The organism is Paracoccus zeaxanthinifaciens ATCC 21588 (assembly GCF_000420145.1).
GTDB classification, from domain to species: domain Bacteria; phylum Pseudomonadota; class Alphaproteobacteria; order Rhodobacterales; family Rhodobacteraceae; genus Paracoccus; species Paracoccus zeaxanthinifaciens.
Window position 1 is genome coordinate 17,133 of the sequence record NZ_ATUJ01000006.1, and the last position, 21,870, is coordinate 39,002.

The following is a 21,870-nucleotide window of genomic DNA, read 5'->3' on the forward strand; positions in this document are numbered from 1 at the left end:
CGACCCCGCGGGGTCAAGGGCGCTGGCGGGAAAAATGGGGCCGCAGCCCCTTCGCGGGCCGGTTCAGCCTGCCAGGCGGGCCGCGGCACGATCCAGCCGCTGGACGGCCTCGGCGATATCCTCGTCGCCGATGTTCAGCGGCGGCAGCAGGCGCAGCGTGCTGTCTGCGGCGGGCACCGTCAGGATCCCCTCGTCATAGCCCGCACGGACCAGGTCGGCAGGCGCGGCCTTGCATTTCAGGCCCAGCATCAGGCCCTGCCCGCGCACCCCCTCGAAGATGTCGGGATGCGAGGCGACCAGCCCCTCCAGCTTCTGGCGGAACAGCGCGCCCTTGCGGTTCACCTCGGCCAGGAAATCGGGATCGGCCACGATCTCCATGACGCGGCAGCCGACGGCGCAGGCCAGCGGGTTGCCGCCATAGGTCGAACCATGCGTGCCCGCGACCATCCCCGCCGCAGCGGCCTCGGTCGCCAGCACCGCGCCCAGGGGGAAGCCCCCGCCGATGCCCTTGGCGACCATCATCACGTCGGGGGTGACGCCCGCATATTCATGCGCGAACAGCCGGCCCGTCCGACCCACGCCGCACTGAACCTCGTCCAGGACCAGCAGCGCGCCGGTCCGGTCGCAGATCTCGCGGATGCGGCGCAGATCCTCGTCCGCGATCGGGCGGATGCCGCCCTCGCCCTGCAGGGGTTCCAGCATCACGGCGGCGGTGCGGTCCGTCACCGCGGCCTCCAGCGCGTCGATATCGCCCCAGGGCAGCGTGCGGAAGCCGGGCATCAGCGGCCCGAAGCCCTTGACCATCTTCTCGGCCCCGGATGCGGCGATGGCACCGGTGGAACGCCCGTGGAAGGCACCCTCGAAGGTGATGATCTCGATCCGGTCGGGATCGCCCGCGTGGTCCCAGAACTTGCGGACCATCTTGATCGCAAGCTCGGCGGCCTCGGTGCCGGAATTGGTGAAGAACACCGTATCGGCAAAGGTGGCATCGACCAGCATTCCCGCCAGCCGTTCCTGCTGCGGGATCTGGTACAGGTTCGACACATGCCAGATCCGGCCCGCCTGTTCGGTCAACGCGGCGACAAGGTCGGGGTTCGCATGGCCCAGCACGTTGACCGCGATGCCCGCACCCAGGTCCAGGTATCGGCGGCCGTCCGACGCGATGGCCCAGGCACCCTCGCCCCGTTCGAACGACAGGGGGGCACGGTTATAGGTCGGCAGGACATGCGGGATCATGGGACTGAACCTTCGAGATATCGGGAATGTGGACAGAACAGGCGAAAGGGGATGCCGACCGTAAGGTCGCATCAGCGTCGGATGATACGGGCGCGTCGCATGCTCATGGCGGGGAAGATGCGCGCAGACGGCCCCGCGCGCAAGCCTCAAATGCCCCTCAGGGCTTCATTCGGTAACCGATGCGCAGCCAGTGCCACGCCAGCGCCAGCACGCAGGCGACCGCCAGCATGCAGATCGCGGCACCGCGCATGACCGGCGCGTCGCTGATCCCCGTCACCCCGAAGCGCGCCCCGTCGATCAGATAGAAGATCGGGTTCCAGTGCGACAGCGTGCGGAACGGCTCGGGCAGGGACTGGACCGAGTAGAACGTCCCCGACAGGAAGGACAGCGGCGTGATGATGAAGTTCGTGATGGCGGCCATCTGGTCGAATTTCTGCGCCATGATGCCCGCAAGGATGCCCAGGCCCCCCAGAAGCAGCGCGGCCAGCAGCACGAACAGCCCCGCCAGCGCGGGATGCGCGATGCCCTGCCCCGTCACGATCACCATGCCCGTGCCGATCACGGTGGCCACCAGCGCGGCGCGCACGACCGATCCCGCCAGGTACCCGGCCAGCAGCTCTCCCGCAGACAGGGGCGGCATCAGCGTGTCCACGATATTGCCCTGCACCTTGGCCGAGGTGATCGAGCTGGACGTGTTCGCGAAGGAGTTCTGGATTACCGTCATCATCAGGATGCCCGGCCCCAGGAACACCAGGTAGGGCAGCCCCATCACCTGCCCCCGCCCCTGCCCCAGTGCCAGCGCGAAGACCAGCACGAACAGGCCCGCCGTCATCAGCGGCGCGAAGATCGTCTGCTGCCAGACGGCCATGAAGCGGCGCACCTCTCGGGCGGCAAGGGTTCGCATCCCCAGCCAGTTGATGCGGCCGAAGCGGCGGACGCCCATCGCGGGGCTGTCGGGATTCATCCTGGGGGTCATTCTGCGGTCCTTGAATTTCTGCGCATCGGCGGCTAAATCTCGGCATCCCGTTTCTGACGGGACCAATCGCAGGTTTCAAGATGGGCGGCGGGCCCCGACCCGCCCGGAAAGGCTGACATGTCCTGGACGGATGAAAGAGTCGAGACGCTCAAGCGCATGTGGGCCGAGGGCCAGTCGGCCAGTGCCATCGCAAAAGAGCTGGGCGGCGTGACGCGCAACGCGGTGATCGGCAAGGTCCACCGCCTCGGCCTGTCGAACCGGAACGAGGACGAGGCTCCCGCAGCGGCGGCCCCTGCGCCCGAACCCGCCCCCCAGCCCGAAAAGAAGCAGGCGGCCGCGAAACCCGCCCCGCAGCCCGAGCCGGAACCCGCCGCCGAACCCGAGCCCGCGCCCCAGCCCGCGGCCTTCACGCCGGTGCCGCGTCGTCCGGTGATGACGGCGGGCCAGCCGCTGCCCCCGCAGCCCTCGGCCAACGAGATCAGCCCCGAGACGCTGGCCTCGGCCCGCGAGGTCGAGAAGCGCGCGCGCAAGCTGACGCTGATGGAGCTGACCGAGCGGACCTGCAAATGGCCGATCGGCGATCCGGCCACCGACAAGTTCTGGTTCTGCGGCCTGCCCTCGGCTGCCGGAAAACCCTATTGCGAGACCCATGTCAGCGTGGCCTTCCAGCCCATGAGTTCGCGTCGCGACCGCCGCCGCTGAGCCGCAGGCCCGCCGCAATGACAAGGCCGCCCGTCCGGGGCGGCCTTTTTCGTTTCGCGCAGGTTCCCTGGTGGCAGCCCTAGCCAGACGACCGGGGGCCGCTGCGACGCCGCGCATGGAACAGCGCGACCACCTGCAGGATCAGGATCGTGGCGACCAGCTCCATCGCCTCTTCGCTGCGGCCCGCGAAATCGCTGGTCGCCTGCGAGATGTCGATGCCCCAGGGCGCCAGCTTGCGGCCCAGCCCGTCGATGGTCTTGGCGAACAGGATCAGCCCGACGCCCAGCACCAGCAGCCATTCCGGCGCACGGAACCGGCGCAGGCGGCGCAGAAACCCCGGCAGGTTCCGCGCCAGCATCCGCAGCCCCGCCCAGATCAGCAGCGCCAGAACCGCACCGCCCAGCAGCTTCTGCACGATCGGCGCATCGCCCGAATACAGCCGCAGCGACAGGACCCCCGACTGGGTATAGGCCTTGTCCATGTCCAGCTCTCTCATGCCTGCGCCCCACAGCAGGACCGCCAGGTGCCAGGATTGCCAGCGCCGCTGGCGGATGATGTCGGTGCTGACCCACAGGGCCGCCGTCAGCAGGAAGATCGCCGACATCCCCTCGATCGGGCCGCCTTCGGCGAACAGCGCATAGGTGTCGGCGGTCACGACCAGCCCGCCCAGAAGGACCAGGACGGTGGTTGCGCAACTGATGGCGAATATGGTCAACGGACGGGGCATCCCGCCGCGGCTGGATCGGGGCATGAGTGTCACCTGGCTGTCACATGAAGCCGTGCCGAATGCCCCGTATTTGCAGGAAACGCAAGGATGCCCGCGCACTTTCCTTCATCACGCGCAACCGCTAGAGATACGCCGACCCAAAAGGACGCACCCGACATGGCCCGCCATCTGATCACATCTGCCCTGCCCTATATCAACGGCATCAAGCATCTGGGGAACCTTGTCGGTTCGCAGCTGCCGGCCGACCTCTATGCCCGCTACCTGCGGGCGCGGGGGCACGAGGTGATGTTCATCTGCGCGACCGACGAACATGGCACCCCCGCCGAACTGGCCGCTGCCAAGACGGGCGAACCCGTGGCCGAATACTGTGCCCGGATGCATGGCGAACAGGCCGAGCTGGCGCGTGGCTTCGGGCTGTCCTTCGACCATTACGGGCGCTCCTCCAGCCCGCGCAACCATGTCCTGACCCAGCACCTGGCGGGCAAGCTGGCCGAGAACGGCTTTATCCGCGAAGTCAGCGAGAAGCAGGTCTATTCCAATGCCGACGGCCGCTTCCTGCCCGACCGCTATATCGAGGGGACCTGTCCCAATTGCGGCTATGACAAGGCCCGCGGCGACCAGTGCGAGAACTGCACCAAGCAGCTGGACCCGACCGACCTGATCGACCCGCGCAGCGCCATTTCCGGCAGCACGGACCTCGAGGTGCGCGAGACCAAGCACCTCTATCTGCGCCAATCCGCGCTGAAGGGGGAAATCGCCGCCTGGATCGACAGCAAGACCGACTGGCCGATCCTGACCACCTCGATCGCGAAGAAATGGCTGAACGACGGCGACGGGCTGCAGGATCGCGGCATCACGCGCGACCTGTCCTGGGGCGTGCCCGTCAAGCGTGGCACCGAGGATTGGCCGGGGATGGAGGGCAAGGTCTTCTATGTCTGGTTCGACGCGCCCATCGAATATATCGCGGCGACCGCCGAATGGGCCGATGCGAACGGGCGCGGCGAGGCCGAGTGGCGCAGCTGGTGGCGCACCGACGAGGGCGCCGACGACGTGACCTATACCCAGTTCATGGGCAAGGACAACGTCCCCTTCCACACGCTGGGTTTCCCGGCCACGCTGATCGGCTCGGGCGAGCCGTGGAAGATGGTCGATTACATCAAGTCCTTCAACTACCTGACCTATGATGGCGGACAGTTCTCGACCAGCCAGGGGCGCGGCGTCTTCATGGACCACGCGCTGGAAATCCTGCCCGCCGACTACTGGCGCTGGTGGCTGCTGTCCCACGCCCCCGAATCCGGCGACAGCGAGTTCACCTGGGAGAATTTCCAGCAATCGGTGAACAAGGACCTGGCCGACGTGCTGGGCAACTTCGTCAGCCGCATCACCAAGTTCTGCCGCTCCAAGTTCGGGGAGGTGATCCCCGAAGGCGGCGAATGGGGCGAGGTCGAACAGCAGCTGATCGCGGATCTGAACACCCGCATCGCCGCCTATGACGCCGCGATGGCCCGCACGGATGTGCGCAAGTCGGCGTCCGAGCTGCGCGCGATCTGGGTTCTGGGCAACGAGTACCTGCAGGCGGCAGCGCCGTGGTCGACCTTCAAGACCGACCCGGAAAAGGCCGCGATGCAGGTGCGCCTGGGTCTGAACCTGATCCGCATGTATGCGGTCCTGTCGCAGCCCTTCATCCCCTTCGCCGCCGATTCCATGCTGTCGGCCATGCAGACCGACCTGCGCGACTGGCCGCAGGATGCGGGCGCGGCGCTGACCGCCCTGCCCGCCGGCCACGCCTTCACCGTCCCCGAGGTCCTCTTCGCCAAGATCAGCGACGAGAGCCGCGAGGAATGGGCCGAACGCTTCAAGGGCGTCCGCGCCTGAGACCGCTTGCGCGCCGGGCGGGGTCGCTGTATCGCGACCCTACCCAGGCACGCGGCCCTCTCTCTCATATCCCTCTGGCCGCCGCCCCCAGGCAATCGTCGCATGGTGTGGACGCAGCGCGCGTCAACCGCTAGGTCTTTGACAGACCCTGGACCGGAGACCGCGATGACCCACTGCATCCTGATCGGAGCCCCCGTGGACGAGGGGCAGCGCCGCCCCGGCTGCCTGATGGGGCCTGCCGCCTATCGCACCGCGGGGCTGGCCGGCACGCTGAGCGCCTTGGGCCACACGGTCGAGGATCGCGGCGACGTGACCCCCGCCCCCCTCGGCAACGAGACCTGCGACAACGCCGCAGTCCATCACCTGCCAGAAACCATCGCATGGACCCGCGCCCTGTCCGCCGCCACGCAGGATGCGCTGCCGCACGGCATGCCGATCATCATGGGCGGCGATCACTCGCTGGCGCTTGGAACGGTGGCGGGCGTCGCGGCCCATGCGGCAAATGCGGGCCGCCCGCAATTCGTGATCTGGCTGGACGCGCATAGCGATTTCCACACGGTCGGCACGACCACCTCGGGCAACCTGCACGGCACGCCGATGGCCTATGCCAATGGCCGCGAGGGCTTTGCCCCCTTCCCGCCCTTCCCGAACCCCATCCCGGGCGAGAATATCTGCATGTTCGGCATCCGCAGCGTCGATCCGGCGGAACATGCCGCGATGCAGGAAACGGACATCACCGTGAACGACATGCGCGTGCTGGACGAACAGGGCATCGTCGCGCCCCTGCGCGAATTCCTGGACCGGGTGCGGGCGGCGAACGGGCTGCTGCATGTCAGCCTGGATGTCGATTTCCTGGACCCGACCATCGCCCCCGCCGTCGGCACCACCGTTCCCGGCGGCGCCACCTTCCGCGAGGCGCATCTGGTGATGGAGCTGCTGCACGAATCCGCGCTGGTCACCTCGTTGGACCTGGTCGAGCTGAACCCGTTCCTGGACGAACGCGGCCGCACGGCCAAGCTGATGGTCGATCTGGTCGGCAGCCTGATGGGGCGCAAGGTCTTCGACCGCCCGACCCGCAGCTACGGATAAGCAAAGGGGGCCATCGCGGCCCCCTTTCTTCTTACCAAAGCTTGGCTTCGCGATCCGGGAAGCGCTGCCGCGCGGCCTTCACGAAGGCCTCGGGGTCGGTCGAGGTCACGCCGTCGTCGCGCATCACGCCTGCCGCATCCAGCAGCGCCTGACAGCAATCATCCGCCGCGATGGCCTTCAGATGCGCGAAGGCGTCGGACACGAAGTCGATGGCAGGCTTGTATTTCGCCAGCTTCGTCGCGTCCTCCTCGGTCAGGGCCAGCGCGATGGCATCGACAAGAACCGAAGGGGTGCCCGCCAGTTGCGCCTCGGCCATGCCGCGCTTCTTGGCGATCAGGACGGCCATGCCGCCATCGGCCTCGACCGCCTTGCGGATCGCGTCGGCCTTGGCTTGGTCCCCGTTCTCGCCGATCAGGATGCCGACCTTGCGACCCTTCAGCGTGTTCGGATGCTTCTTCGCGATCGACAGCGCGTCCGAGGTCGGCATCTCTACCGGCTGACGGAAGGGGGGCGCCGGATCGGGCAGATCCTCGGCCAGCCCCTCGGCCACGGCAGAGGCCAGACCTTCATCGATCACCCGCAGATGCGCCAGGATGCGCGTGATGACATGACCGATGCCGACCTTCGACAGCTCGAAGACGATGGCGTCGGCGATGTGGCGCTGTTCGGCCTCGGTCTGGCTGCGATAGAACATCGTCGCCTGGCTGTAATGGTCGCCGAACAGTTCGGCCCGGCGGCGCAGCTTCTGATCGGGCGTGTTGTCCAGATCGGACATGCTCCGATAGGTCTTGAAGCCCGCCTCGGTCTCGCGCGGGCCGCCATCCTCGCCGGCTTCGGACAGGCTGTTCGGTTCATAATTCGCGCGCCCCTTCGGGACATGCATCTGCATCTGGCCATCGCGCTGAAAGTTGTGGAACGGGCATTTCGGCGCGTTGATCGGCAGCTGGTGGAAATTCGCCGTGCCCAGACGCGACTTCTGCGTGTCGAGATAGCTGAACAGACGCCCCTGCAGCAGCGGATCGTCGGTGAAGTCGATCCCCGGCACCACATGGGACGGGCAGAAGGCCACCTGTTCGGTTTCCGCGAAGAAGTTGTCCGGGTTGCGATCCAGCACCATGCGACCGACGATGCGGACGGGGATCTCCTCCTCGGGGATCAGCTTGGTGGCGTCCAGCACGTCATAGGGCTGCTTTTCGGCCCATTCGGCGTCGAAGGTCTGGATGCCCAGTTCCCATTCCGGGAAATCGCCCGCCTGGATGGCCTCGAACAGGTCCTGGCGGTGATAGTCGCTGTTGGCGCCGGCGGTCTTGACGGCCTCGTTCCAGACCTGGCTCTGCAGGCCCAGCTTGGGCTTCCAGTGCCATTTGACGAAGGTCGACTTGCCCTCGGCATTGACCAGCCGGAAGGTGTGCACGCCGAACCCCTCGATCATGCGCAGGCTGCGCGGCAGGGTGCGGTCCGACATGGCCCACATGATCATGTGCAGCGATTCGGGCATCAGCGACACGAAATCCCAGAAGGTGTCATGCGCGCTGGCGGCCTGCGGGTAACCGCGATCGGCCTCCATCTTCACGGCATGGATCAGGTCGGGAAACTTGATCGCGTCCTGGATGAAGAAGACGGGGATGTTGTTGCCGACAAGGTCGAAATTCCCCTCTTCGGTATAGAACTTGACGGCAAAGCCGCGCACGTCGCGCGGCGTGTCCACGCTGCCCGCCCCGCCCGCGACGGTGGAGAAGCGCGTGAAGACGGGCGTGCGGCCTTTCTTCGACAGGAACTTGGCGGTGGTCAGCTCGGGGATGGGATCGGTGCATTCGAAATAGCCATGCGCCCCCGACCCGCGGGCATGGACGATCCGCTCGGGGATGCGTTCATGGTCGAAATGGAAAATCTTTTCGCGAAGGATGAAATCCTCCAGCAGCGTCGGTCCGCGATCCCCCGCTTTCAGGCTGTTCTGGTTGTCGCTGATCGCCACGCCCTGGTTGGTGGTCAGCCGCTCGCCGCCCTGCTGGTGCGTCTCGCCGCCGTTCCCGGTGTTCTGGCTGGTCTCGGACATGCCGTTCTCCTCTTGCTGGCGCATGGGGCGACAACCGCCGCAGGCGGCACGGGTTCCGTTGATAAATGTCCTGTCTTGCCGGGGCGGCGACGCTCGCCTATGCATGACGCGGATGCGGACGTGGCGAAATCGGTAGACGCAGCAGACTTTGACGATAGGAGTGCCCGCGCGGAAACGCGTGGTGCAGAACCGCTCAAATTCGGGGAACGCTTGGGGTCGGTCACGCGCGGTTGCGCAAGACCCCGTGCCGATCCCGAGCCAAGCCCCCGCCAGCGGGGGAAGGTGTAGAGACTAGACGGGCGGCGCCTACAGTCCCTGCGGGACCATGGCGAAGGGATAGTCCAGACCACGAACGGCGGGCCATGCCCCCGGCGGCGAAAGCCGAAGTGGTACGAAAATCTGCCTTCCGAACGGAAGTGCGGGTTCGAGCCCCGCCGTCCGCACCAACATCCCCCTTCAGCGGCGCCCGCCGGCCAGCCGCTCGGCCTGCGGCAGGGCCCGCAGACGCAGCATCGCCCAGGCGCCGATGGCCGGGCCGGGCAGCAGGATCAGGAAGGTCCAGCGCCATCCCCCGATCAGCCCCGCCACGACCGGCACCAGCCAGATCGCGACGACCGTCAGGGCAAAGCCGAAGGCCAGTTGCAGCGTCAGCGCCGTGCCCACCAGCCGCGCATCCGCCAGTTCGGACGCCGCCGCCGAGAATTGCGCGCTGTCGCCGATGATGGTGATGCCCCAGACGATGGCGATCAGCAGCAGCAGCCCTGCGGGACCGCCCCAGGCCAGCCCGATCAGCGCCGCGCAACCGCCCGATACGGCCATCATGCCCGCCGTGGTCAGGCACCGTCCGATCCTGTCCGACAGCCACCCGCCAAGCGCGCAGCCCACGACCCCCGATGCGATCACCGCGAAGGTCACCCCCGAGATGTTGGCCGGCAGCGGCCCTGCATCCGCCGCGGCCCCCAGCCATGCCAGAAGCCAGGCCCACATGGCATAAAGCTCCCACATATGGCCGAAATAGCCCAGGTTGGCCAAGCGCAGCGGCCTGTCGCGCAGCACGGCCAGCGTCTGGCGCGGATCGAAGCGGGTGCGCGCGAAACCATGCGGCCCCTCGCGGACGGCAAGGCCGAAGATCGCGGCCGAGATCACCGCCCCGAGGCTGGCCCCCGCCACCACCATCCGCCAGTCGGGCCCGCCGCCGATCGCGCGCAGCAGGTGCGGCAGCGCCGATCCAAGCGTCAGCGCGCCCACCAGCAGCCCCATCGCAAGACCGCGCCCCGCGACGAACCACGTCGCCATCAGCTTCAGCGCGGGCGGATAGACGCCCGCAAGCGCGACGCCCGTCGCCAGCCGCGCCAGCATCAGCCCCGCGAAATCGGGCTGCAGCAGCACCGCGCCATTGGCCAGCGCCGCAAGGACGGCCGATCCGGTGATCAGCCGCGTCATGGGGATGATGTCGGGCAGGTTCAGCGCGGATGACAGCAGCGCGCCCAGCACGAAGCCCAGCTGGACGGCGTTGGTCAGCCAGGCGGCCTCGGCCGGGGACAGCGCCCAGACGCGGGCCAGTTCCGGGCCGATGGCCGTGGTCGAGAACCAGCAGGCCATCGCCCCGATGACCCCCGCGCAGATCAGCGCCAATGCGGACCAGCGCCCTTGCGCGGGGGTGGCAGCCATCAGTCGTTGCCGGACTGGCCGTCGCGCGGCGGGCGGCCGATGATGTCGCGCAGGGCGTCAAGCTCGATGAAGTTGTCGGCCTGGCGGCGCAGGTCGTCGGCGATCATCGGGGGCTGGCTGCGGATGGTCGAGACGACGGACACGCGGACACCCTGCCGCTGCAGCGCCTCGATCAGGGGCCGGAAATCGCCATCGCCCGAGAACAGCACCACGTGATCCAGGCGCGGCGCAAGCTGCATCGCATCGACCGTCAGCTCGATATCCATGTTGCCCTTCACCTTCCGCCGCCCCATCGCGTCGGTATATTCGCGCGCGGGCTTCGTCACGACGCAGAAGCCGTTGTAATGCAGCCAGTCCACCAGCGGGCGGATGGGCGAATACTCCTCGCCTTCCAGCAGCGCGGTATAGTAGTAGGCGCGGGTCAGCTTGCCGCGTCGATCGAATTCCTGCCGCAGCAGCTTGTAGTCGATATCGAAACCGAGGGCTTTCGCCGCCGCATAGAGATTGGCGCCATCTATGAAGATCGCCAATCTGTCATCCTTGTAGAACATCGGGTGTTGCCTTCGTTGAAACTTGCCCTCTCCATCCCGGACGACATCAGGGTGAGGGTCCTGACAAAGTCTTTTTGGGCATACGAAATGCTTCTAGGACAAAGGAGAATGCGTGGTTAACCTGTCTTTTGGTATTGTCGCGCTCGGCGCCAACCTGCCCCTGTCCGGACAGGAACTCTGGGCCGGCCTTCGCCGGACGCTGGACATTCTGCACAGTGAACCGGGCATTTCAATATCCGCATCCAGCCGTTTCTGGCGCAGCCCCGCGATTCCGCTCGGGTCCGGCCCCGATTACGTGAATGCTGCCGCGACTTTCACCACCCCCCTTCCCCCCGAGGACGTGCTTGCGGCGTTCCACCGGATCGAGGCCGATTTCGGGCGCGACCGCAGCACGGGGCGCTGGTCGTCGCGGGTGCTGGACCTGGACCTGATCGCGCTGGACGACCGGATCGTGCCGGACGCAGCGACGTTGCGGCACTGGATCGACCTGCCCTTCGACAGCCAGACCCGCGTCGCGCCCGACCGGCTGCTGCTGCCCCATCCGCGCATGCAGGATCGCGGCTTCGTCCTGGCCCCCCTGGCCGAGATCGCGCCCGACTGGCGGCACCCGCTGACCGGGCTGACGGTGCAGGCCATGCTGGACGCGCTGCCGCCTTCGGCGCTGGACGGGATGACCCCGATGGACCCGTCCGAAATGGCCGGTCCGGCTTGACATTTTGGCCATTCCCGACCAAAGGTCCGGTTTCGCCCCGGATATCCGATTCGCAACCCTACAGGTGATTCATGGCCCGCGTTACGGTCGAAGACTGCGTCGACAAGGTTCCCAACCGGTTTGATCTGGTGATGCTGGCCTCCCACCGCGCACGCGAGATCGCTGCCGGAAGCCAGCCCACGGTCGACCGCGACAACGACAAGAACCCCGTCGTCTCGCTGCGCGAGATCGCCGAGGAAACCCAGCCGGTCGACGATCTGCGCGAGCGGATGATCGAATCCACCCAGACCCAGATCGAGGTCGACGAGCCCGAAGAGGACGCGATGGCGCTGCTTCTGGGTGCCGAGGTGGACAAGCCCAAGCCCGCCGACGAGGAATCGGAAGAGCGGATGCTGCGCATGATGCTGGAAGCCAACCAGCGCGGCTGAGCCGTCGATGATTGAAGAAGGGGTCTTCGGCAGGACATCATGATCGACGTCGAAGACCTTCTTGCGCTCGTTCGCAACTACAACCCCCGCTGCAATGCAGACCTGCTGCGCGACGCCTACGAATACGGCATGCGTATGCACGAGGGGCAGTTCCGCCATTCCGGCGAACCCTATTTCACGCATCCCATCGCCGTCGCCGCCATCCTGACCGAGATGCGGCTGGACGATGCGACCATCATCACCGCCCTGCTGCACGACACGATCGAGGACACCCGTTCGACCAAGGAAGAGGTCACGGCGATGTTCAGCCCCGAGATCGCCGAGCTTGTCGACGGCGTGACGAAGCTGACCAATCTCGAACTCTCCAGCGCGCAGTCCAAGCAGGCCGAGAATTTCCGCAAGCTGTTCATGGCCATGTCGCGCGATCTGCGCGTGATCCTGGTCAAGCTGGCCGACCGCCTGCACAACATGCGCACCATCCGTTCCATGCGCCCCGAGAAGCAGGTCAAGAAGGCCCGCGAGACGATGGACATCTATGCGCCGCTGGCCGGTCGCATGGGCATGCAGTGGATGCGCGAGGAACTCGAGGACCTAGCCTTCAAGGTCATCAACCCCGAGGCCCGCAGCTCGATCATCCGGCGCTTCGTCGCGATGCAGCGCGATTCCGGCGACGTGATCGGGCAGATCACCGCCGACATCCGCGCCGAGCTGGAACGCGAGGGGATCGAGGCCGACGTCTTCGGCCGCGCCAAGAAGCCCTTCAGCGTCTGGCGCAAGATGCAGGAGAAGCAGCTGGCCTTCTCGCGGCTGTCCGACATCTACGGCTTCCGCATCATCACCCGCAACGAGATGGACTGCTATCGCGCCCTGGGCGTGATCCACCATCGCTGGCGCGCGGTTCCGGGCCGGTTCAAGGATTACATCAGCCAGCCGAAATCGAACGGCTACCGGTCGATCCATACCACCGTGTCGGGCCGTGACGGCAAGCGGGTCGAGGTCCAGATCCGCACACGCCAGATGCATGAGGTCAACGAGGCCGGCGTCGCCGCGCACTGGGCCTATCGCGACGGCGTGCGGACCGAGAACCCCTTCGCGGTCGACCCCGCGCATTGGGTCGCCAGCCTGACCGACCGCTTCGGCGCCGAGGATCACAACGAGTTCCTGGAACACGTCAAGCTGGAGATGTACCAGGACCAGGTATTCTGCTTCACCCCAAAGGGCGACGTGCTGCAGCTGCCCAAGGGCGCCACGCCGCTGGATTTCGCCTATGCGGTCCATACGCGGCTGGGCAATTCCTGCGTGGGCGCCAAGATCGACGGGATCCGCGTGCCGCTGTGGACGCGCCTCAAGAACGGTCAGGCGGTCGAGATCATCGCCGCCTCGGGCCAGCGCCCCCAGGCCACCTGGCTGGACATCGTGGTCACCGGCCGCGCCAAGGCCGCCATCCGCCGCAGCCTGCGCGAGGAGGATCGCGACCGCTTCATGCGGCTGGGCCGCGAACTGGTCCGCGTCAGCTTCGAGCATGTGGGCCGCAAGGTCACCGACAAGGCGATCCGCACCGCCGCCCGCCAGATGGGCATCCCCTCGGCCGAGGATCTTCTGGCCCGCATCGGCAGCGCCGAGAATTCCGCCAAGGAGGTGCTGGGCGTCCTCTATCCCGAACTGGCCGACAGCCAGGACGAGATCGACAGCCGCCGCCCCATCGCGGGCCTCGAGGCCGATGCGAATTTCAAGCGCGCGCCCTGCTGCAATCCGCTGCCGGGCGAACGGATCGTGGGCATCACCTATCGCGGGGCCGGCGTGGTCATCCACGCGATCGACTGCCCCGTGCTTGCCGAATACGAGGACAGCCTCGACCGGTGGGTGGACCTGCAATGGCGCGAGGGGCGCCACGCGGCTGCCTATTCGACCGTGCTGTCGCTGACGATCCGCCACGACGCGGGCGTGCTGGGGCGCATCTGCACGCTGGTCGGCGCGCAGGGGGCCAATATCTCGAACCTCGAATTCATCGAGCGCAAGCCCGACTTCTACCGCCTCGAGGTCGTGGTCGAGCTGCGCGACCGCGAACATCTGCACAACCTGCTGACCGCGCTCGAGGCCGAAAGCGATGTCGCGCAGGTCTTCCGCATCCGGGATCCCTCGTTGAAACCCTGACGCGCCGGGCCTATCGTCGCGACCTGTACCACCGTCGGATGGGGCATCCGTGTTCAAACGTCGCAAGCCGCGCAGCTATGGCCAGATCGCCAGCGAGATGATCTATCCCCGCGGCGGCTGGCGTCGCGCAGGGACCTATGTCATGCACCGCCTGCGCCGCCTGCCGGACCGCCCCCACAGGATCGGGCGCGGGGTCGCGGCGGGGGTCTTCGTGTCCTTCACGCCGCTCTTCGGCTTCCACTTCCTGTCGGCCGCCGCCGTCGCCTGGGTGATCCGCGGCAACATCCTTGCGGCGCTGCTGGCGACCTTCATCGGCAATCCGGTCACCCTGCCCTTCATCGCGCTGGTATCCGTGGGCTTCGGCCGAGAGATCCTGGGCCTGCCGGGGCGCATGTCGCCGCATTTCATCTTCCGCGAATTCTCGCATGCCTCGACCGAGCTGTGGCACAATATCGGCGCCGCCTTCGGCCCCGAGATCGCCCATTGGCATCGGCTGGCGGACTTCTTCGCGCAGATCTTCTGGCCCTATGTCGTGGGCGGATCGATCCTGGGTCTGGGCGTGTCCGTCGCGACGCATTACCTGACCGTGCCCATCTTCATCGCCTATCAGAAGCGGCGCGAGAAACGCATGGCCGCACGCATCGCGCGCTTTGCCGAATCCGCCGCCAAGCGCCGCGCCGAGGGTGACCGCTGATCACCGCCGCAGACCGCGCGATGCCGACTACACTTTCGGATAAGGCCCCTGAAACGGCTCGGAAATCTTCGCTTGCGCCAGTTCGGACCTCGCCTAACCTTGGGATAAGGTGAACGATGGGAGTGTGACGATGCCTGTGGCACTGAACGGCGTGATCTTTGGCCAGATCTATGGCGACAATTCCGGCGGGGCGGTCTTCGATACCGACGGCGACGGAACGGCGACCCAAGAGGACGAATTCGTCTCCTTCACGAACACCACGAGCACCGCGATCGACATATCGGGCTGGCAGGTCTGGTCGGACAGTGCGGGCGGGGGCGCGCCGGACAGTCCGGTCGATGGGCTCTACCATACCTTTCCGGCAGGCACTGTCATACAGCCGGGCGAAACGCTGTATATCGTCAACGAGATCACCGGAACCGCACCCTCCTGGGCGCAGGAGGCATCCCAGGGCGGCGTCGAATCGGGTGCGGGGGGCGTCAGCACCAACCTTCTGACCGAGGGCAGTGCGGGCACCCAAAGCGAGGCCATCATCCTTCTGGACCCCTCGAGCGGGGATTACATCGTCTTCAACATGTCGTCGGCCCCCTTCGACGTCGCCACCCTGACAGGGTTCCCCGGCACAAACCTGGTCGGCACGGTCGAGGCAAGCCCGGTCCAGGCCGACCAGAATGCGGGGTCTTCCTATCAGTACGATGCCGCGACGGATACATATCTCTATCTGGGCGTGTTCGTGCCCTGCTTCACGCCCGGCGCGATGATCGCGACGGCGCAGGGCGACCGCAGCGTCGAGAGCCTGAAGGTCGGTGACCTGGTGGAAACGCTGGACCACGGATTGCAGCCGATCCGCGCGATCCTCTGGCGGAACCTGGACTTCGCGGCGGGCGCGGACCCGAAGCAGAAACCGGTCGAGTTCAAGCCGGGTTCGCTTGGGGCGGGGATTCCCGAACGCAGCCTGATCCTGTCCCCGCAGCACCGCATCGCCGTCACGCAACAGGACGGCAGCATCGCGCTTGCCCCCGCGAAGGGGCTGGAGGACCGCCCCCTTGTGCGCAGGATGACGGGCTGCCGTTCGGTCCGCTACGTGCACCTGCTGTTCGATGGGCATGTGGTGATCCGGTCGGACGGTGCCTGGACCGAATCCTTCCTGCACGGCCAGATCGCCCGCAAGTCGGGCCCGGGCTTCATCGGCGCCGTCGCGCGGCATGGCGCAGGGGCTGCCCCCTACCGCGTCCTGCGTGTCGCCGAGGCGCGCGATCTTGCGGATGCCGCGCTGGACCAGACGGTCATGTCGCGGGCGGACGACTTGGCCCGCACCGCATGAACCCTGCCTGACGGGCCGGGGTCACCTCGGCCTGTGGACATGGGCGGATTGCACCAGCCCGAAGCCCAGCATCAGGATCATCAGCGACGTGCCGCCATAGCTGACCAGCGGCAGGGGCGAGCCCTTGGCCGGCAGCAGCCCCATGACCGTCGCCATGTTGATCGAGAAATACAGGAAGAAGGTCGCGCTGATCCCGATGGTGATCAGGCTTGCGAAACGGTCGCGGTTCGACAGCGCCGAATACAGGCAGAAGCCCAGGATCAGCATGTAGAGGATCAGCAGCGACGAGGCGCCGATGAAGCCGAACTCTTCGGCCAGGACGGTGAAGATGAAGTCGGTATGCTTCTCGGGCAGGAAGTTCAGCCGCGACTGCGTCCCCTGCATGAAGCCGCGCCCCGACCAGCCCCCCGACCCCAGGGCGATCTGGCTCTGGATGATGTTGTAGCCCGCGCCAAGCGGGTCCGCGCCCGGATCGAGGAAGGTGTCGATGCGGCGGAACTGGTAGTCCTTCAGCAGTTGCCAGTCGGTTCCGCGGCTGACCATCACCGCATAGACCAGCCCGACCGCCGCCCCGATCACGGCGCCGAAATACCACAGCGATACGCCGGCGGCGAACATCACGATCCCGCCCCCCGTGATCAGCATGATCGAGGTCCCCAGATCCGGCTGCATCAGCACCAGCGCCGTGGGCGCAAGGATCATCATCACCGGCAGCAGCACCCAGAAGGGCCGCGAGACCTTGGACAGGTCCAGCCAGTCGTAATAGGCCGCCAGCAGCAGCACGAGGGCGATCTTCATCAGCTCGGACGGCTGGATGCGGATGGGGCCGATATCGATCCAGCGCTGTGCGCCCATCCCGATCACCCCGAACAGGTCCACCGCGATCAGCATCAGGAAGCAGGCGACATAGGCCGCGACCGAAATCCCCCGCCAGAACCACATCGGCACGAAGGCCAGCGTCAGCATGATCACCATGCCGACGGCAAAGCGGTACATCTGCGGCTCGGCCCAGGTGTCCAGCCTGCCACCGGCGACCGAATACAGCATCAGGAACCCGATGCAGCAGACGGCCGTGATCAGCAGGACCAGCGGCCAGTTGATGTACAGCACCTTGCGGAATCCGGTCGGAACCTGCGCGACCTTGTAATCGAGATAGGACATCGGCTCAGGCCCTGCTGCGTCCGGGCCGCGGGGCCTCGGGGGTATAGAGGCTCATCGCCTCGTGGCGGGCCTGCATGGCGGCGCGCTGGTCCGAGGGCACGGCGTCCAGGGGCGGCAGCCCCCCGTTCAGCGCGAACAGCAGGATGTCGCGCGCGATGGGCGCGGCCACGGTCGAGCCGCCCCCGCCATGTTCCACAACGACCGAGACCGCGTATCGCGGCGCCTCGTAGGGGGCATAGCAGACGAACAGCGCGTGGTCGCGGCGGTTCCAGGGCAGCTGGTCGTTCGACACGACGCCCCGCGCGCGTTCGGCGGCGGTGATGTTGCGGACCTGGCTGGTGCCGGTCTTGCCGGCCATGTGCCATTCCTCGCGGATGATGCGCGACGAACGGGCGGTGCCGCGGCTGGAATTCATCACGGCCTCCATCCCCATCCGGGCGATGCGCAGCGAACTGTCGGAAATGTCCAGCGCCGGGGCCTCGGCGATGTCCTGCCGCACCCCGTCGACCGAGCGGATCAACGAGGGCGAGACCGCCCGCCCGGTCGCGATCCGCGCCGTCATCACCGCCAGTTGCAGCGGCGAGGCAAGGACATAGCCCTGCCCGATCGAGGCGTTCAGGCTGTCCCCGATCTGCCATGCCTGGTCATAGCGCGCCTTCTTCCAGGCGCGGTCGGGGGCGATCCCCTCGGACACGGCGGACATGGGCAGGTCGTGGCGCTGGCCCAGCCCCAGCTTGCGCGCCATCGCGGCCATCCGGTCGATCCCCACCCGCTGCGCCAGTTCATAGTAATAGACGTCGCAGCTTTGTTCGAGGCTTGTGATGGCATCGACGGACCCGTGCCCGCCACGCCGCCAGCAGTGGAAGCGGCGGCTGCCCAGCTCGGTATAGCCGGGGCAGTAATATCGCGACCCGCCGTTGATGACGCCGGCCTCCAGCCCCGCCAGAAGCGTGACCATCTTGAAGGTCGATCCCGGCGGATAGACGCCCTGCACCGTCTTGTCGGCCAGCGGGCGGTGGTCGTGATCCATCAGCGCGCGGTAATCCTTGCTGGAGATCCCGCGCACGAACTTGTTCGGGTCGAAGCTGGGCGACGAACAGATCGAGACCAGCTCGCCCGTGGCGCAATCCATGACGACGGCTGCCGCGCTTTCCTCGCCCATGCGCTGCGCGGCATAGTTCTGAAGTGCGGCATCGACGGTCAGCTGGACCGTTGCGCCCTGCTCGCCCTCCTGGCGGGACAGCTGGCGCATCTCGCGGCCGGTGCTGTTCACCTCGACCCGGCGGGCGCCCGCCTTGCCGCGCAGGACCTCTTCCATCCGGCCCTCGACGCCGATCTTGCCCAGCTGGAAATCGGGCAGGCGCAGAACGGGATCCGGATCCTCGATCCGCGACAGGTCGTAATCGCTGACCGGCCCGACATAGCCCACGACATGCGCGAAATCGCCGCCCCGCACATAGGCCCGCGACAGCGCGCTTTCGGGCATCACGCCGGGAAGCGAGGGCGCATTGACCGCGATCGCGCTGAACTGTTCCCAGGACAGGCGGTCGGCCAGCACGATGGGCGTCACCGCGCTGCGCTTCGAGAACTCGTCGCGCAGCTCGTCCGTGCGCGCGTCGCTCATGGGGATCAGCTGCGCAAGGCGGCGCAGCACGGGTTCGACATCGCCGCCGGCCTCTTCGCGGGTCAGCGTGACGCGATAGTTCTGTTCGTTGTTCGCGATGACCAGCCCGTTGCGGTCCAGGATCAGGCCGCGCGCGGGCGGCAGAAGCCGCATCTTGATCGAGTTGCCATCGGCCAGCATCCGGTATTCCTCGGCGTGGTCCAGCTGCATCGACCGCATCTTCAGGGCAAGCGTGGTCACCGTGGCGACCTGCACCCCCGCCAGCATCAGCCCGCGCCGGGTGATCTGGCGGCTGCTGTCCATGATTTCGCGTTGCGATTTCTTCATCGGTGCCCCCGAAGCTCAGGCGCCTTCGCCATGACGGATGCGACGCAGGCCCAGAAGCCAGCGCGCGGCGAAGACCGCGACCGGATAGGCCAGGACCGTCGCCAAATATTGCAGGATCACCTGCCCCAGATTCGCGACCGGAAGCAGGAACAGGATCAGGACCACGCGATAGGCCAGCATCATCAGCCCGACAAGCACGGCCACGCGCAGCCATTCAACCATGAAACCGTTGTCGCGCCAACGCTGCTCGCGCTGACGTGCGGCCTCGGCGCCCAGAAGGACGAAGATCGCCCACAGCCCGGGCGGCCGCATCAGCAGCACATCCTCGAGAAGGACGACCAGCACGATCAGGATGGCGGGCAGCTGGTCGGGGCGGCGCAGCACCCAGGCCAGGACCAGCGCCAGCCCCATGTCGGGACCGGGCCAGCCCATCATTCCCGGCGCAAGGGGCAGCAGCCGCAGGAACAGCAGCGCCGCATAGGCCGCACAGAACAGCGCCATGCCCGTGACGATGCTGCGGGGCGGCAGCGCGATCATTGCAGGGTTCCGGTATCCAGCGGGTCGGTGCCGCGCGCGGCCTCGACGGGGCTGTCGGGCAGCTGCGGACCGATGGGACCGGCCTGCCCGCCACGAACGACGGCGGCGCTGTCGGCCACGGCCTCGGCGGGGTGTGACCGCAGCACGCGCAGGAATTCCAGCCGCCCGTAATCGGCAGCCATCAGCAGGCGCATCCGCCCGTCGCTGCCCTGCGCCACCTGCCCGACCAGCAGGCCGGCGGGAAAGACCCCGCCATCCCCCGATGTCACGACCCGGTCGCCCGGCCGTACATTGTCCGAGCTTTCGACGAATTCCAGCAGCGGCAGCGCGGTGTTGTCACCCGTCAGCAGCGCGCGTTCGCCCGTCGGCTGCACGACGACCGGCAGCCTAGATGACGGGTCCGTCAGCAGCACCACCCGGCTGGTCGAGCGTCCGACCCCCGCGATCCGCCCGACAAGGCCAAGCCCGTCCATCACGGCCCACCCCTCGATCACGCCATCGCGCGATCCGACATTCAGCAGCACCGACTGGCGGAAGGCCGACCCGCTGTCGACCATCACCATGCCCGTCACGCTGGTCAGGGCGGGGTCGATGCGGACATTGTTCAGCGCCAGCAGCTTCGAGTTTTCCTGCTCGAGCTGGACGGCGGCTTCCTTCCATGCGGACATGCGCTGCAATTCGCGGCGCAGTTCCTGGTTCTGCTGGTGCAGGCGCGCATAGCTCTGGAAGCCGGCCACCATCTCGCTGACGCGGGTGACGGGCACCAGCGCCCATTCCATGCGCGGCACGATGGCGTCGATCATCGCGACCCGCATGCGTTCCGCACGCGGGCTGTCGATGCGCCAGAAAAGGAACAGCGCGGCCAGCAACAGCACCATCACCGCGATCAGGATGCGGCGAACGGGCGTTGCGAAATCAGGCCCCTTGGTCCGCGACATGGCGGGTCCCCCGGTTCCGGTATCAGCTGTCGTAGTCGATGACGTGGCGCAGCTGCTTCTCGAACTCCAGCGCCTTGCCCGTGCCCAGCGCGACACAGCTCATGGGCTGATCGGCAAGGCTGATCGACAGGCCCGTCTGCTCGCGCAGGGCCAGGTCAAGTTCACCCAGCATCGCGCCGCCACCGGTCAGCATCACGCCGCGATCCACGATATCGGCGGCCAGATCCGGGGGCGTGGCCTCCAGCGCGACCATCACGGCCTCGCAGATGGCCTGGACCGGCTCGGTCAGGGCCTCGGCGACCATGGCCTGGCTGATCTCGATTTCCTTCGGGATGCCGTTCAGCAGGTCGCGACCGCGCACCATCAGCGTGGCGCCGCGCCCGTCATCGGGCATGCGGGCGGTACCGATGCTGGTCTTGATGCGTTCAGCGGTGGAATCGCCGATCAGCATGTTCTGGTTGCGGCGAAGGTAGTTCACGATCGCCTCGTCCATGCGGTCGCCGCCGATGCGGACCGAACGGGCATAGACGACATCGCCCAGCGACAGGACCGCGACCTCGGTGGTGCCGCCACCGATATCGACGACCATGCTGCCGGTGGGTTCGGTGATGGGCATGCCCGCACCGATGGCCGCCGCGATGGGTTCGGCGATCAGGCCGGCCTTGCGGGCGCCTGCGGACAGGACCGACTGGCGGATCGCGCGCTTCTCGACCGGGGTCGCGCCATGGGGCACGCAGACGATGATCTTCGGCTTCGAGAAGGTCGTGCGCTTGAACACCTTCTTGATGAAGTGCTTGATCATCTGCTCGGCGCTGTCGAAATCGGCGATGACGCCTTCGCGCATGGGGCGGATGGCCTCGATGCTGCCGGGCGTGCGGCCCAGCATCAGCTTGGCGTCCTCGCCCACCGCAAGGACCTGACGCTTGCCGTCCTTGACGTGGTAGGCCACGACCGAAGGCTCGTTCAGGATGATGCCCTTGCCCTTGACGTAGATCAGCGTGTTCGCCGTCCCGAGGTCGATCGCAATGTCGGTCGAAAACAGACCACCGAATGCCATGCCCGTATCCTTTCGCGCCGGTTGGCCCGGC

At 67.0% G+C, this 21,870-nt stretch carries 19 protein-coding genes; 8 read left to right on the plus strand and 11 right to left on the minus strand.

Translation table 11 applies throughout. The annotated features are described in order from the left end of the window. Positions 1–63: 63 nt before the first annotated feature. Both F804_RS0107545 and F804_RS0107550 read right to left on the minus strand, forming a co-directional pair. Positions 64–1,236 (minus strand): aspartate aminotransferase family protein, encoded by a 1,173-nt coding sequence (locus F804_RS0107545; protein WP_022707141.1) that lies wholly within the window; start codon positions 1,234–1,236, stop codon positions 64–66. A gap of 157 nt (positions 1,237–1,393) precedes the next feature. Then, positions 1,394–2,212, minus strand: a complete 819-nt coding sequence (locus tag F804_RS0107550) for an ABC transporter permease (RefSeq protein ID WP_028725756.1) — start codon at positions 2,210–2,212, stop codon at positions 1,394–1,396. A gap of 117 nt (positions 2,213–2,329) precedes the next feature. Between F804_RS0107550 and F804_RS0107555 the strand changes: the two genes are divergently transcribed. Then, positions 2,330–2,914 carry a GcrA family cell cycle regulator gene (locus tag F804_RS0107555; RefSeq protein WP_022707143.1) on the plus strand — a complete coding sequence of 195 codons (585 nt, stop codon included), beginning with the start codon at positions 2,330–2,332 and terminating at the stop codon, positions 2,912–2,914. A 79-nt stretch (positions 2,915–2,993) separates the two neighbouring features. Here the strand turns inward: F804_RS0107555 and F804_RS16910 are convergent, their stop codons facing one another. Continuing rightward, positions 2,994–3,629, minus strand: a complete 636-nt coding sequence (locus F804_RS16910) for a hypothetical protein (protein ID WP_022707144.1) — start codon at positions 3,627–3,629, stop codon at positions 2,994–2,996. Between the two features lie 168 nt (positions 3,630–3,797). On the opposite strand from F804_RS16910, the gene metG reads away from it, so the two are divergent. Beyond that, on the plus strand, positions 3,798–5,516 hold the full coding sequence (gene metG / locus F804_RS0107565; protein WP_022707145.1) for a methionine--tRNA ligase: 1,719 nt from the start codon (positions 3,798–3,800) through the stop codon (positions 5,514–5,516). 165 nt (positions 5,517–5,681) lie between these two features. Then, positions 5,682–6,605, plus strand: a complete 924-nt coding sequence (gene rocF, locus F804_RS0107570) for an arginase (RefSeq protein ID WP_022707146.1) — start codon at positions 5,682–5,684, stop codon at positions 6,603–6,605. A 31-nt stretch (positions 6,606–6,636) separates the two neighbouring features. Here the strand turns inward: rocF and F804_RS0107575 are convergent, their stop codons facing one another. From F804_RS0107575 to F804_RS0107585, 3 genes are all read right to left on the minus strand, one after another. Next, on the minus strand, positions 6,637–8,661 hold the full coding sequence (locus F804_RS0107575; RefSeq protein ID WP_022707147.1) for a catalase: 2,025 nt from the start codon (positions 8,659–8,661) through the stop codon (positions 6,637–6,639). A gap of 456 nt (positions 8,662–9,117) precedes the next feature. Beyond that, on the minus strand, positions 9,118–10,332 hold the full coding sequence (locus tag F804_RS0107580; RefSeq protein ID WP_040595822.1) for an MFS transporter: 1,215 nt from the start codon (positions 10,330–10,332) through the stop codon (positions 9,118–9,120). Continuing rightward, a complete protein-coding gene (locus F804_RS0107585) occupies positions 10,332–10,883 on the minus strand; it encodes a LabA-like NYN domain-containing protein (RefSeq protein ID WP_022707149.1) in 552 nt (183 codons plus the stop codon). The genes F804_RS0107580 and F804_RS0107585 overlap by 1 nt, the downstream gene beginning before the upstream one ends. Positions 10,884–10,995: 112 nt before the next feature. Here F804_RS0107585 and folK point away from each other — a divergent pair, with 112 nt between their 5' ends. From folK to F804_RS16915, 5 genes are all read left to right on the plus strand, one after another. Further along, positions 10,996–11,595, plus strand: coding sequence for a 2-amino-4-hydroxy-6-hydroxymethyldihydropteridine diphosphokinase (gene folK / locus F804_RS15955; RefSeq protein ID WP_022707150.1), 600 nt, complete (start codon positions 10,996–10,998; stop codon positions 11,593–11,595). A 71-nt stretch (positions 11,596–11,666) separates the two neighbouring features. Next, positions 11,667–12,023: a DNA-directed RNA polymerase subunit omega gene (gene rpoZ, locus F804_RS0107595; protein ID WP_022707151.1), complete on the plus strand. Its 357-nt coding sequence runs from the start codon at positions 11,667–11,669 to the stop codon at positions 12,021–12,023. Between the two features lie 39 nt (positions 12,024–12,062). Beyond that, positions 12,063–14,177 (plus strand): RelA/SpoT family protein, encoded by a 2,115-nt coding sequence (locus tag F804_RS0107600; RefSeq protein WP_022707152.1) that lies wholly within the window; start codon positions 12,063–12,065, stop codon positions 14,175–14,177. Positions 14,178–14,226: 49 nt separating this feature from the next. Next, positions 14,227–14,871, plus strand: coding sequence for a DUF2062 domain-containing protein (locus F804_RS0107605; protein ID WP_022707153.1), 645 nt, complete (start codon positions 14,227–14,229; stop codon positions 14,869–14,871). A gap of 130 nt (positions 14,872–15,001) precedes the next feature. Next, entirely contained in the window at positions 15,002–16,195 is a 1,194-nt protein-coding gene (locus F804_RS16915; RefSeq protein ID WP_022707154.1) for a Hint domain-containing protein, read from the plus strand. 21 nt (positions 16,196–16,216) lie between these two features. On the opposite strand, the gene rodA is transcribed toward F804_RS16915, so the two are convergent. The 5 genes from rodA to F804_RS0107635 are packed head-to-tail and all read right to left on the minus strand — an operon-like array spanning position 16,217 to position 21,839. Continuing rightward, complete coding sequence (gene rodA, locus F804_RS0107615; RefSeq protein ID WP_022707155.1) at positions 16,217–17,356, minus strand: rod shape-determining protein RodA; 1,140 nt, start codon at positions 17,354–17,356, stop codon at positions 16,217–16,219. Between the two features lie 4 nt (positions 17,357–17,360). Beyond that, entirely contained in the window at positions 17,361–19,307 is a 1,947-nt protein-coding gene (gene mrdA / locus F804_RS0107620; RefSeq protein WP_022707156.1) for a penicillin-binding protein 2, read from the minus strand. Positions 19,308–19,322: 15 nt separating this feature from the next. Further along, the gene (locus F804_RS0107625) at positions 19,323–19,844 is read right to left on the minus strand and encodes a hypothetical protein (RefSeq protein ID WP_022707157.1); all 522 of its coding nucleotides are present in this window, start codon (positions 19,842–19,844) and stop codon (positions 19,323–19,325) included. Then, the gene (gene mreC / locus F804_RS0107630) at positions 19,841–20,782 is read right to left on the minus strand and encodes a rod shape-determining protein MreC (protein ID WP_022707158.1); all 942 of its coding nucleotides are present in this window, start codon (positions 20,780–20,782) and stop codon (positions 19,841–19,843) included. The genes F804_RS0107625 and mreC overlap by 4 nt, the downstream gene beginning before the upstream one ends. 22 nt (positions 20,783–20,804) lie before the next feature. After that, positions 20,805–21,839, minus strand: coding sequence for a rod shape-determining protein (locus F804_RS0107635; protein WP_022707159.1), 1,035 nt, complete (start codon positions 21,837–21,839; stop codon positions 20,805–20,807). Positions 21,840–21,870 lie beyond the last annotated feature (31 nt).